The sequence below is a fragment of the Kitasatospora sp. CB01950 genome, assembly GCF_001905465.1.
Classification (GTDB): domain Bacteria; phylum Actinomycetota; class Actinomycetes; order Streptomycetales; family Streptomycetaceae; genus Kitasatospora.
The window spans coordinates 61,245-72,825 of sequence record NZ_LISX01000007.1; the positions used below are offsets into that span (position 1 = coordinate 61,245).

The 11,581-nt window shown below is 72.7% G+C and carries 10 protein-coding genes and 1 tRNA gene; 3 read left to right on the forward strand and 8 right to left on the reverse strand.

Going from position 1 to position 11,581, the window contains the following annotated elements; genetic code table 11:
• Positions 1–50 precede the first annotated feature (50 nt).
• The 4 genes from AMK19_RS18920 to AMK19_RS18935 all read right to left on the reverse strand — a co-directional run bounded on the left by AMK19_RS18920 (position 51) and on the right by AMK19_RS18935 (position 3,544).
• Positions 51–935 (reverse strand): glycosyltransferase family 2 protein, encoded by an 885-nt coding sequence (locus tag AMK19_RS18920; protein WP_073813188.1) that lies wholly within the window; start codon positions 933–935, stop codon positions 51–53.
• A complete protein-coding gene (locus AMK19_RS18925) occupies positions 932–1,669 on the reverse strand; it encodes a CDP-alcohol phosphatidyltransferase family protein (RefSeq protein WP_198953369.1) in 738 nt (245 codons plus the stop codon). The genes AMK19_RS18920 and AMK19_RS18925 overlap by 4 nt, the downstream gene beginning before the upstream one ends.
• Before the next feature lie 70 nt (positions 1,670–1,739).
• Positions 1,740–2,801: an iron-containing alcohol dehydrogenase family protein gene (locus AMK19_RS18930; protein WP_073813190.1), complete on the reverse strand. Its 1,062-nt coding sequence runs from the start codon at positions 2,799–2,801 to the stop codon at positions 1,740–1,742.
• A complete protein-coding gene (locus tag AMK19_RS18935) occupies positions 2,789–3,544 on the reverse strand; it encodes a phosphocholine cytidylyltransferase family protein (RefSeq protein ID WP_073813193.1) in 756 nt (251 codons plus the stop codon). The genes AMK19_RS18930 and AMK19_RS18935 overlap by 13 nt, the downstream gene beginning before the upstream one ends.
• A 508-nt stretch (positions 3,545–4,052) precedes the next feature.
• Here AMK19_RS18935 and idi point away from each other — a divergent pair.
• The gene (gene idi / locus AMK19_RS18940; protein ID WP_073813195.1) at positions 4,053–4,658 is read left to right on the forward strand and encodes an isopentenyl-diphosphate Delta-isomerase; all 606 of its coding nucleotides are present in this window, start codon (positions 4,053–4,055) and stop codon (positions 4,656–4,658) included.
• Between the two features lie 5 nt (positions 4,659–4,663).
• On the opposite strand, the gene AMK19_RS18945 is transcribed toward idi, so the two are convergent.
• Entirely contained in the window at positions 4,664–5,083 is a 420-nt protein-coding gene (locus AMK19_RS18945; protein WP_338015800.1) for an ATP-binding protein, read from the reverse strand.
• Between the two features lie 477 nt (positions 5,084–5,560).
• Here AMK19_RS18945 and AMK19_RS18950 point away from each other — a divergent pair.
• Positions 5,561–5,648, forward strand: a tRNA-Leu gene (locus AMK19_RS18950).
• 277 nt (positions 5,649–5,925) lie between these two features.
• Here AMK19_RS18950 and AMK19_RS18955 read toward each other — a convergent pair.
• The gene (locus AMK19_RS18955; protein ID WP_073813198.1) at positions 5,926–6,348 is read right to left on the reverse strand and encodes a Fur family transcriptional regulator; all 423 of its coding nucleotides are present in this window, start codon (positions 6,346–6,348) and stop codon (positions 5,926–5,928) included.
• A 207-nt stretch (positions 6,349–6,555) separates the two neighbouring features.
• Here AMK19_RS18955 and katG point away from each other — a divergent pair, with 207 nt between their 5' ends.
• The gene (gene katG, locus AMK19_RS18960) at positions 6,556–8,778 is read left to right on the forward strand and encodes a catalase/peroxidase HPI (protein WP_073813200.1); all 2,223 of its coding nucleotides are present in this window, start codon (positions 6,556–6,558) and stop codon (positions 8,776–8,778) included.
• Positions 8,779–8,902: 124 nt separating this feature from the next.
• Here katG and ddaH read toward each other — a convergent pair whose 3' ends face one another.
• Entirely contained in the window at positions 8,903–9,712 is an 810-nt protein-coding gene (gene ddaH / locus AMK19_RS18965; RefSeq protein WP_338015801.1) for a dimethylargininase, read from the reverse strand.
• An 80-nt stretch (positions 9,713–9,792) separates the two neighbouring features.
• Positions 9,793–11,145 (reverse strand): FAD-binding oxidoreductase, encoded by a 1,353-nt coding sequence (locus AMK19_RS18970; protein WP_073813202.1) that lies wholly within the window; start codon positions 11,143–11,145, stop codon positions 9,793–9,795.
• Between the last annotated feature and the right edge of the window lie 436 nt (positions 11,146–11,581).

Consider the following 11,581-nt stretch of genomic DNA (forward strand, 5'->3'; position numbering starts at 1 on the left):
GGAGCTCAGGTTTGCGTGCGGCCGACGGGGGTATCGCCGACCGGTTGCGATCAGATGATTGGCGGTCTGCCGAGCCTGGTCAAGCGCCAGACGGTGGACCACTTCATCGGCCGACGCGGGCCGCAGGGCTCGCTCCAGCCTGCCCGGAACCCGCCGAGCCACGCCTTGAGCGCCGAGCCGGAGGGCCGGCGGGCGACGGTCAGCAGGAACCAGGTCCCCAGGTAGAGAGGCACCAACAGGACCGGAAGGTTCCGCCGCGCCAGCCACACCCGGTTGCGGGCGACGTTGTGGAAGTACGCCGCGTGCCGGGCCGGGGAGGTCGCCGGGTGGTACAGCACCACGTCCGGGCGGTAGTCGATGGACCAGCCGGCGTCCAGCGCCCGCCAGGCCAGGTCGGTCTCCTCGTGGGCGTAGAAGAACTCCGCGGGCAGCTGCCCGGCCTGCGGGAAGACCGCGCTGCGCACGGCGCTCGCGCCGCCGAGGAAGGTGGTGACCCGGGAGCCGCGCATCGGGTCGCTGGCGCGCAGCCGGGGCACGTGCCGGCGCTGGGTGGTGCCGGTCTCCGGGTCGGCGATCCGGAACGAGACGATGCCCAGCGACGGGTCGGCGGTGAACGCCTTGCGGAGGAGTTCGGCGGAGTCGGTGTTCGGCAGCGAGCCGTCGTCGTCCAGGAACAGCACCGCGTCGACGTCCCGGCCGTCCGGGCCGAACAGCTCGATGCCGACGTTGCGGCCGCCGGGGATGCCCAGGTTCTCGGGCAGCTCGACGGTGCGCACGCCCGCGGGCAGCGGGGGCAGCGGGGCGCCGTTGCCGACCACTGCGAGTTCGACCGGCGGGCCCTGCTGGGCGCGCACCGACTCGATCAGCGCGTTCAGTTCGGCGGGCCGGTTGCCCATGGTGATGATGACCGCGCCGAGGCGGAAGTCGTCGCTCATCGCAGCCTGCTGGACAGGACGATCGACAGCAGGTGCAGGACGGTCTGCAGCATCGCGATGGCGGCGAGCACCACCACGGCGAGGCGGGTGAAGTACAGGCCGCCGTGGACCTGGTCGGCGATGCCGGCGGCCAGGATGAACAGCGAGGCCTCGACGGCGCCCACCAGGCGGTGGAACTTCAGCAGCGCGGCGGCCCGCCGGGCCTTGGCGACAGCGTTCGAGCGCGGCACCGAGGCCTCGTCCTGGACGGCGGTCATCCCGGAGCGGGCCCGGGCGACGTCGACCAGGTCGGTCTCGGACTTGATCAGGATCGCGCCGAGCGCGGCCAGCGTGCCGAGGAAGGCCCACTGCCAGGCGGCGTGGTCGCCGTCGCGGTGCAGCAGGTCGGCGGCCCGCAGGCCGAGGCCGGTGAGCAGCGCGGCCTCGGACATGTAGTGGCCGACCCGGTCCAGGTAGACGCCGGTGAGCGAGGTCTGGCGGCGCCAGCGGGCGACCTCGCCGTCCACGCAGTCCAGCAGCAGGTAGATCTGGATCAGCAGCGCGCCGAGGATCGCGCCGGTCAGGCCCGGGACCACCAGGGCGATGCCGGCCAGGATGCCGGTGAGCATCATCAGGTAGGTCAGGCCGTTGGGCGTGATCACGGTGACGGTCGACAGGATGCGGGTGATCCGCAGCGAGATCTTCCGCATGTAGAGGCGGCCGGCCCAGTGCTCGGCGCTGCGTCGCTGGAGCATGCCCTCCGGGTGGATGACCGCCCGGAGCTCCTCGATCGACGGGCGGCGGGTGAGGTCAACCGGCGGGCGTTCAGCTGTTGACGGCTTGGACATAGTCGGCGTACGCGTCCCTGATGTCTGTGGCGGAGAGGTCGAGGTGTTCGAGGATGGTGAAGCGCCCCGGTCTGGTGTTCGGAGCGTAGTGCACCGCTTCGGTGAACTCCGCCTCGGTGAAGCCGATCTGATCGGCGGTCACCGGCAGGCCGTGGAAGCGCAGGCGCTCCACGATCAGTCCGGACAGGTCCCGCTCGCCCCGCAGGAAGCAGGCGAAGGCCGCGCCGAGGCCGACCTGCTCGCCATGCTGGGCGGACCGCTTGGGGTACAGCACGTCCAGGGCATGCGAGATCTCGTGGCAGGCTCCCGAGCTGGGCCGGGTGCTGCCCGCGATGTTCATCGCGATGCCGGACAGTACCAGGGCTTCCGCGAGCGTCGTCAGGAGGTCCGGGTCCTCCAGGGTGCCCGGGTGCCGCAGCAGGTTCTCACCGGCCGCCCGGGCCATCGCCACGGCGAGGCCGTCGACCGGCTCGCCGGTGACGGTGTGCGAGAGCTCCCAGTCGGCGCAGGCGGAGATGTTGGAGACGGCGTCGCCGATGCCCGCCGCCACGAAGCGCTTCGGCGCCTTGGAGATGACGTCCAGGTCGACCACGATGCCGATCGGGCCGGGCACCCCGTAGGAGCCGCGGCCGGCGTCGTTGTCGAGGGTGGAGACCGGGGAGCAGATGCCGTCGTGGGCGAGGTTGGTGGCGACCGCGACCACCGGCAGGCCGACCCGGGCCGCGGCGTACTTGGCCACGTCGATGATCTTGCCGCCGCCGAGGCCGACCAGGGCGTCGTAGTGGCCGCGGCGGATCTCGTCGGTCAGCCGGACCGCGCTGTCCAGGGTGCCGTCGTCGACCTGGTACCAGTCGGCGCCGGGCAGCGCCGGCTCCAGGCGCTCGCGCAGCACGGCGCCGGAGCCGCCGCTGATCGCCACCGCGATCCGGCCGGACGAGGAGAGCCGCTGGTCGGCCAGGATGCCGCCGAGCGCGTCCAGCGCGCCGGACCGCACCTCGACGAAGACCGGCGAGGGCACCAGTCGGGTCAGTACCGGCACGCGATCTCCCGAGCCTTGGCCAGGTCGTCGTGGTTGTCGACCTCGACCCAGGAGACCTCGCCGATCGGCTGGACGTCGACGACCAGGCCGCGGTCGACCATCTCCTGGTAGCCGTCCTCGTAGTACAGCTGCGGGTCGCGCTCGAAGACCGCCTTGAGGGCGTCGGCGAGGGCCGGGCCGGCCGACGGGTTGATCACGGTGACGCCGATGTACTCGCCGGTGGCGTCCAGCGGGTCCATCAGCTTGGTGATCCGGCGCACGCCGAGCTCGGGGTCGACGACGACCTTCATCTCCTCGTCGGCGAGCTTCTTCACGGTGTCCAGCGCGAGCAGGATGCCGGGGGCCTTGCCCTCCTTGATGCGGCGGTCGTTGCCGTCCAGCATGGTGCGCTGCACCGAGGCCGGGTGGACGGTGTCGCCGTTGGCCAGCAGCAGACCCTCGCCGAACAGGTCGCGGGCGCACCACAGGGAGTAGGCGTTGTTCCACTCCTCGGCCTTGTCGTTCTCGACCAGGGTGAGCTTGACGCCGTACTTCTGCTCCAGCGCCTGCTTGCGGTCCTGGATCGCCTCCTTGCGGTAGCCGACGACGATCGCAGCCTCCCGCAGGCCGACCTCGGCGAAGTTCCCCAGGGTCAGGTCGAGCACCGTCCGCTCTCCGTCGACCGGCACCAGCGCCTTGGGCAGGGTGTCGGTGTACGGACGAAGCCGGCGGCCTGCGCCGGCGGCCAGGACGAGGCCGATCATGCGGGACTCCAGGGTCTCGGGTGCCGTCCGGCGCGCCGGTGCGGGTAGCGGCGCCGGGACGCGGCCGCGGCTGCGGCGCGCCGTACGGGCGCGTCTTGCGGACCGCCCGGTCCCACTGATGGTAGGCGACCCCGGCCACCTGCCAGAACGCGGCCCGGGCGGCTCAGGTGATCAACTGCCGGGCTGCGCGGCGGTCGGATCGCATGATCGACTGCCGAATCCGGGGCGGTCGGATCAACCGATCAGCTGCGGGCACGGGGCGGACGTTCGACGACGCCGTACGGTCGCGGATCGCACAGTTCTGCCGAACATCCGGTCCTCCACCCCGGTGACGTGCGTCGCGGCCCCGGGGCCACCCGGGCATGCGGCAGACTTGGGCCCCGACGCCGTCGGCGGACCGGCCAGACCGGGCCGACGTGCGCGCAGCCGACCTCACAACCGGGGTGGGCGGCCCCGGGCCCGGCCCGGGCGCGGCCCCGGTCCACGCGCCGAAAGGGGCATTTCGCCCATGAGTCCTGCTGTCAGCCCGACCGACGACCTCTCCCCCGAGCTCGCCTCCCCGTCCGCGGCCGCACCCGGCGAGATCCTGCTGGAGCTGGTCGACGACCACGGCGCGACCATCGGGACCGGGGAGAAGCTCTGGGCCCACCAGCAGCCGGGCCGGCTCCACCGCGCCTTCTCGGTGTTCCTGTTCGACCGGCAGGGCCGGATGCTGCTGCAGCGCCGGGCGCTCGGCAAGTACCACTCGCCGGGTGTCTGGTCGAACACCTGCTGCGGCCACCCCTACCCCGGCGAGCAGCCGTTCGTGGCGGCCGCCCGCCGCACCACCGAGGAACTGGGCGCCGCCCCCGCGCTGCTCTGCGAGGCCGGCACCACCCGCTACGACCTGCCGGACGAGACCACCGGGCTGATCGAGCGGGAGTGGAACCACCTGTTCGTCGGGCTGATCACCGCCGAGCCGGACCCGGCGCCGGAGGAGGTCGAGGACACCCGCTTCGTCACGGCCGCCGAGCTGCGCGCGCTGCGCGCCGAGAAGCCGTTCTCGGTGTGGTTCGAGACGGTCTTCGAGGCGGCCCTGCCCGGGATCCGGGAGATCGCCGGCAACGACTGGTAGGCGTCTCAGCAGTCCGGGCCGCCGTCGGGGCCGTCCCCCGTCCCGGCGGGGCCCGGCAGCGGCAGCGGCAGGCTGGCCCAGATCACCTTGCCGCCGTCCTCGGTGGGCTCCACGTCGCACTCGCCGCCCGCCTGCAGGGTCACGCTCTTGACCAGCAGCAGGCCGCGCCCGCCCGGGCGGACCGGGTCGTTCGACTGCGCCCTGGGGCGGTACGGGTGGCCGTCGAGCACCGAGACCCGCACCCGCTCCGGGTCGATCACCAGCTCGCAGTGCACCTGCGGGGAGAGCGCCGCGGCATGCGTGACGGCGTTCGACACCAGCTCCGAGACGATCAGCAGCAGGTCGTCCACCAGCTCCTGGTAGCGCTCCCCCGCCATGCCCTGGGCCAGCAGCCGGTCCCGCACCGCGTGCCGGGTGCGCGGCACCGAGGACTCCTCCGGGGCCGCGCTGAACCGCCACGCCCCGGGCCGGAGCCCTGCCGCGGCGGGCCGCCGCCCGGCCGCTGCGTCCGTGGCCGTCTCCTGCGTCTGTTCCACTGCACGCCGCCCTTCGCTCGGGGCTCCCTGGTGACCCGAGGCTAGGAGAGCGGGCCCCGCCGAGTGGCACCGGGACTGGAATCACGCGTGTCGTGAAGCTTCCCGACCGATTCGGTGCGCGATTCGCCCCGTCCTGGCCGCGCACGCTCCCGGACGGCCCGTTTTTGCCGCCGGAACACCCGTCCGAACCCCGCTCACCAGCAGCTTCACCACTTCTTCCGCCCGCCTTGCCCGCGTTGCGCCCGAATTGCCCCGCCATTCGGCCCTCAGGCCTCGAAAACGCAGGTGAGAAGCACTCCGGAAGCCTGGTAATGTTCTCTTTGTCGCCAGGGGGCGGCCGAAAGGAAGCCCCAAGGTGAACACCCGGTCCGGGTGGCGGAATGGCAGACGCGCTAGCTTGAGGTGCTAGTGCCCTTTATCGGGCGTGGGGGTTCAAGTCCCCCCTCGGACACCAAACGAAAGACCCCAGTTCATCTGGGGTCTTTTACGTTTTCCGGGCCCGGTTCCCAGAAGCCTTCGGCGCGGCCCTCGTCGATGCGGGTCAGGTGGGCGAGGTCGCGGCGGCGGTGGCGGCGACGGCCGCCGGGGGTGACGACCTGGGTTGACGGTGCGTCAACTGTCTTGCCGGGAACGGGCGGAGGGGGTCGCTCGCCCGAACTGGACGGCGGGCGGAAGCGGTTGGTGCTCGGCGCGGCGGGGTCGGGCCGCCGGTCGGACGTGGCGCCCGGGCGTCAGCCGGAGTGGCGGGCGCAGTCGGCGCAGAGCCCCCGGTAGGTGACCTCGGCGGCGGTGATGGTGAAGCCGAAGCGCTCGCCGGCGGGGAGGGCGGCCAGCGGGTCGCCGGTGGGGTGGACGTCGCGGATGGTGCCGCAGGCGAAGCAGACCAGGTGCTGGTGCGGCTGGTGGGCGTTGGGGTCGTAGCGCTTGGCGCGGCCGTCGGTGGAGACCTCCAGGATCTCGCCGAGGGTGACGAGTTCGCCGAGTGTGTTGTACACGGTGGCGCGGGAGATCTCGGGGAGGCGTTCGGCGGCGCGGGCGTGGACCTCGTCCGCGGTCAGGTGGACGTGGTCGCCGTCGAGGACTTCGGCCACCACCCGGCGCTGGGAGGTCAGCCGCCACCCCCGGTCACGCAGCCGTTCCAGCAGGTCACTCATGTGTTCATCCATTCAGCTCAACAGACGCCCGAACTGTACAGGGGACGCAGCGACGCGCCCGAGTCGAGCGGAACCACCACCCGATTGACCGAGTTCTTGACTTAGACTGTGTCTATCTTAGGATCGACTCCGGCGAACGGCCAAGGTGCCCGTCAGCGCCGAAGTGTCCGTAAAGAGTGCGATCCGCCCGATCCGGAGGGACTTCCCATGCCCGAGAACGACGACGCCATCGTCACCGACCCCAAGTCCGAGGGTGCGGGCGGCTGCCCGGTCGCGCACGGCCGCGCGCCCCATCCGACCCAGGGCGGCGGCAACCAGCAGTGGTGGCCGAACCGGTTGAACCTGAAGATCCTGGCCAAGAACCCGGCGGTGGCGAACCCGCTGGGCGGCGACTTCGACTACGCCGAGGCGTTCAACAGCCTCGACCTGCCCGCCGTGAAGCGCGACATCGAGCAGGCCCTCACCACCTCGCAGGACTGGTGGCCCGCCGACTTCGGCCACTACGGCCCGCTGATCATCCGGATGGCCTGGCACAGCGCCGGCACCTACCGGATCTCCGACGGCCGCGGTGGCGCGGGCGCCGGCCAGCAGCGCTTCGCCCCGCTGAACTCGTGGCCGGACAACGCCAACCTGGACAAGGCCCGCCGGGTGCTGTGGCCGGTCAAGCAGAAGTACGGCAAGAGCCTGTCCTGGGCCGACCTGCTGATCCTCTCCGGCAACGTCGCGCTGGAGTCGATGGGCTTCGACACCTTCGGCTTCGCCGGCGGCCGCGCGGACGTCTGGGAGGCCGACGAGGACGTCTACTGGGGCCCCGAGACCACCTGGCTGGGCGACGAGCGCTACACCGGCGACCGTGACCTCGAAGACCCGCTGGGCGCCGTCCAGATGGGCCTGATCTACGTCAACCCCGAGGGCCCCAACGGCAACCCGGACCCGGTCGCGGCGGCCCGCGACATCCGCGAGACCTTCCGTCGGATGGCGATGAACGACGAGGAGACCGTCGCGCTGATCGCCGGCGGCCACACCTTCGGCAAGACCCACGGCGCCGGCCCGGCGGACAACGTCGGCGAGGCCCCCGAGGGCGCGGGCCTGGAGGAGATGGGCCTCGGCTGGAAGAGCACCTACGGCTCCGGCAAGGCCGGCGACGCGATCACCTCCGGCCTGGAGGTCACCTGGACCAACACGCCGACCACCTGGGACAACACCTTCTTCGAGATCCTGTTCGGCTACGAGTGGGAGCTGACGAAGTCCCCGGCCGGCGCGCACCAGTGGAAGCCGAAGGACGGCGCCGGCGAGGGCACCGTGCCGGACGCCTTCGACCCGTCGAAGAAGCACGCCCCGCAGATGCTCACCACCGACCTCTCGCTGCGCTTCGACCCGGTGTACGAGCAGATCTCCCGCCGCTTCCTGAACGACCCGGCGGCGTTCGCGGACGCCTTCGCCCGCGCCTGGTACAAGCTGACCCACCGTGACATGGGCCCGGTGGCCCGCTACCTCGGCCCCGAGGTGCCCAGCGAGGAGCTGCTCTGGCAGGACCCGCTGCCGCAGGCGCAGGGCGCGCCGATCGACGCGGCGGACGCCGCCGCGCTCAAGGAGCGGGTGCTGGCCTCCGGGCTGACCACCGCGCAGCTGGTGTCGACCGCGTGGGCGGCGGCGTCCTCGTTCCGCGGCAGCGACAAGCGCGGCGGCGCGAACGGCGCCCGGGTGCGCCTGGAGCCGCAGCGCGGCTGGGAGGTCAACGACCCGGAGCAGCTGGCGCAGGTGCTGCGGGTGCTGGAGACCATTCGGACGGCGTTCAACGCGGAGGGCGGCAAGCACGTCTCGCTGGCCGACCTGATCGTGCTGGCCGGCACCGCGGCCGTCGAGCAGGCCGCGAAGGCCGGCGGCGTGGACGTCGCGGTGGCCTTCCACCCGGGCCGGGTGGACGCCTCCCAGGAGAACACCGACGTCGAGTCGTTCTCCGCCCTGGAGCCGAAGGCCGACGGCTTCCGCAACTACGCGGGCAAGGGCAGCCGGCTGCCCGCCGAGTACCTGCTGGTGGACAAGGCGAACCTGCTGAACCTGTCCGCCCCCGAGCTGACCGTGCTGGTCGGCGGCCTGCGGGTGCTGGGCGCCAACCACGGCGGCTCGCAGCACGGCGTGTTCACCGACCGTCCGGGCACGCTGAGCAACGACTTCTTCGTCAACCTGCTCGACATGGACACCGCGTGGGCGCCGGTCGGCTCCGACAACGCGCTGTTCGAGGGCCGGGACGCCGCCGGTGCGGTCAAGTGGACCGGCACCCGGTCCGACCTGGTGTTCGGCTCCAACTCGGAGCTGCGGGCGGTCGCCGAGGTGTACGCCTCGGACGACGCCAAGGAGAAGTTCGTGAAGGACTTCGCCGCCGCCTGGACGAAGGTCATGGACCTGGACCGCTTCGACCTGGCGTGAGCCGCTGAATGACGGAGGCCCGGTCCCGCTGGTGCGGGGCCGGGTCTCCGGTGTGTGCGGTGCTTCGGCTCTTCGGTGCTTCGGCGCTTCGGTGCTTCGGTGCTTCGGTGCTTCGGCGGGCCGGTCAGTGGCGCAGTTCGAGGGTGCAGCACTTGACGGCGCCGCCGGCCCGGAGCAGTTCGGTGAGGTCCACGCCGATCGGGTGGAAGCCGCGTTCGCGGAGCTGCTCGGCGAGGCCGGTGGCGGCCTCCGGGAGGACGACGTTCGCACCGTCGGAGACGGCGTTGAGGCCGAACACCCGGGCGTCGTCGGCGCCGGCCAGGATCGCGTCCGGGTAGAGGCGCTCCAGCGCGGCCCGGGACTCGGCGTCGAAGGCCGGCGGGTAGTACATGATCTCGTCGTCGTCGAGCACGGCGAGCGCGGTGTCCAGGTGGTAGTGGCGCGGATCGACCAGCCGCAGGGTGACCACCTCGCGGTCGAGGAAGGACGCGGCCTCGGCGTGCGCGGCGGGCTCGGTGCGGAAGCCGGTGCCGGCCAGGATGCGGCCGCCGGCCACCAGCAGGTCGCCCTCGCCCTCGTTGACGTGTTCGGCGTCCCGGACCTGCCAGCCGCGCTCGCGGAACCAGTCGGCGTACGCGGGGCCCTCGGCGACCCGCTCCGGGTACAGGAAGCGGGCGCCGAGCACCCGGCCGTCGACCACGGTGGCGCCGTTGGCGGCGAACACCATGTCCGGCAGGCCGGGCAGTGGATCGATCAACTCGACGGTGTGGCCCAGGCGTTGGAAGAGTGCGTACAGCTCGTCCCACTGGGCGAGGGCGGTGCCGGTGTCGGTGGGCTTGGCCGGGTCCATCCACGGGTTGATGGAGTAGTCGACGGTGAAGTGCGCGGGCCGGCACATCAGGTAGTGGCGCGGGCGGGCGGTTCGCGGCGACACGGTGGTGTCTCCTTCCGGGCGGAACGGGTCGACTGACGGTCGGTCAGCGGTACGCCGTACGGGCGAAGTCTGAAGGGGGTTCAACTGCCGATGGACTGCGGGAAGGTGAACAGTCCGTCCGGGTCGTGGCGGTGCTTCACGGCGACCAGGCGGGGGTAGTTCGCACCGTAGTAGGCGTTTCGCCAGTCTCGCAGGTCCGGGTCGGTGAAGTTCAGGTACGCGCCGTCGGTCGTGCACGAGGCGATCAGGTGATCAAGGCCGGCCAGCCAGTCGAGCTGCGCGGCCGGGTCCTCGCCCGGCAGCCAGGAGGTGTCCAGGCTGACCAGGTACTGGGCGTCGCGGTGCACGAACGCGGTGGCGGACGGCTCGACCCGGTTGATCGCGCCGCCCCACCCGAACAGCGCCAGGCCGCAGCCGTCCGGGTTGCCGCCGGGGGGCGCGGCGGCGAGGTGCTCCAGCGCCGCCGCGACGACCTGCGGGGGCAGCGGGTCGGTGGCGAAGTGCGTCCGGACGGCGAACGCGCCGCCGGCGGTCTCGTGCTGCAGGTAGTCCATGGCGTCCCAGAAATCGCGGTCGGCGATCTCCTCGCGCAGCGGGCGGGCGGCGGCGAACGCGGGCGCGAGGAGCGCGCGCAGCTCGGCGGCCGGGCCGAGGTGCAGGCCGACGGCGGACACCAGGGTGCGGCCGCCGGAGGTGGCGACGCCCAGGCGCAGCGAGGACTCCTCCGGGGCGGTGCGCATCAGGTGCTGCACGGCCTCGAAGACGGCGGGCGCGTGCGCGACGTCCCAGAGCAGCAGGCAGGTGGACGACGGCGGGGCCGCGACCGCCTGGAAGGTCAGGTCGAGGTTGATGCCGAAGTTGCCGCCGCCACCGCCGCGGCAGGCCCAGTACAGGTCCTCGTTCTGGGTGGCGTCGCAGGTCAGCACGGTGCCGGCGGCGGTGGCCAGGGTGGTGGCGCGGAGGGTGTCGGCCGTCAGGCCGAGCCGCCGGGAGGTGGCGGCCGAGCCGCCGCCGAGAGCGAGGCCCGCGATGCCGACGCCCGCGCCGTTGCCGAGCGGCAGCGCGAGGCCGTGCGGCCGCAACGCCGCATACAGCGCGCCCGTCAGGACGCCTCCGCCGACCGTGACCAGCCCGCTCCCGGGGTCGACCTGGATCGCGTCCAACGCCCGCAGGTCCACCACCAGCCCGGAGTTGACGGAGTGCCCGGCGTACGAGTGCCCGCCTCCGCGCGGCACGATCGGCACCCCGCGCTCCCGCGCCCACTCGATCGCCCGCAGCACGTCCTCCGCGCCCGCCGCCCGCAGCACGCCGGCGGGCGCCCGCCCCGCCCACCGCTCGTTGAACGCGGCCGACGACTCCCGGAACCCCCCGTCACCGGGCCGCAGCAGCGGGCCGACGGTGTGCTTGTCGAGCAACGCCCAGTCGGGGCTCATCGGGAGGCCTCCTCAACAAGCGCGCTGCGCGCGGCAACGAACGGACGGAGAGCACGAACGGCGCTGCGCGGGGCGACGGACGGGCACAGGACACGGACAGCGCTGCGCGCGGCAACGGGCAGACGAAGAACAGGAACGGCGCTGCGCGGGGCGACGGACGGGCACAGAACACCGACAGCGCTGCGCGCGGCAACGGGCAGACGAAGAGCACGAACGGCGCTGCGTGGGGCGACGGACGGGCAGGAATCGACGGCCCGCCGAGCCACGCCGTCCCCTCCCGCCCAGCGGACGGAGTCACCGCCGCGCGGGGCGACGAGACGCCGAGCTCCCGTCCGGAGGGCAACGCCACCGCTGCGCGGAGCGACGAGCGGCCGGAGGCCGACCCCGCGAACCTGCGCCTGCCCGGCGCAGCCGGTGTCGTGTCGGGTGACGGACG

What these genes read in the sequence shown, in the direction of transcription:
- AMK19_RS18920 (WP_073813188.1), bottom strand. Translation starts at nt 935, where the DNA reads ATGAGCGACGACTTCCGCCTCGGCGCGGTCATCATCACCATGGGCAAC.
- AMK19_RS18925 (WP_198953369.1), bottom strand. Translation starts at nt 1,669, where the DNA reads ATGCTCCAGCGACGCAGCGCCGAGCACTGGGCCGGCCGCCTCTACATG.
- AMK19_RS18935 (WP_073813193.1), bottom strand. Translation starts at nt 3,544, where the DNA reads ATGATCGGCCTCGTCCTGGCCGCCGGCGCAGGCCGCCGGCTTCGTCCG.
- idi (WP_073813195.1), top strand. Translation starts at nt 4,053, where the DNA reads ATGAGTCCTGCTGTCAGCCCGACCGACGACCTCTCCCCCGAGCTCGCC.
- AMK19_RS18955 (WP_073813198.1), bottom strand. Translation starts at nt 6,348, where the DNA reads ATGAGTGACCTGCTGGAACGGCTGCGTGACCGGGGGTGGCGGCTGACC.
- katG (WP_073813200.1), top strand. Translation starts at nt 6,556, where the DNA reads ATGCCCGAGAACGACGACGCCATCGTCACCGACCCCAAGTCCGAGGGT.
- AMK19_RS18970 (WP_073813202.1), bottom strand. Translation starts at nt 11,145, where the DNA reads ATGAGCCCCGACTGGGCGTTGCTCGACAAGCACACCGTCGGCCCGCTG.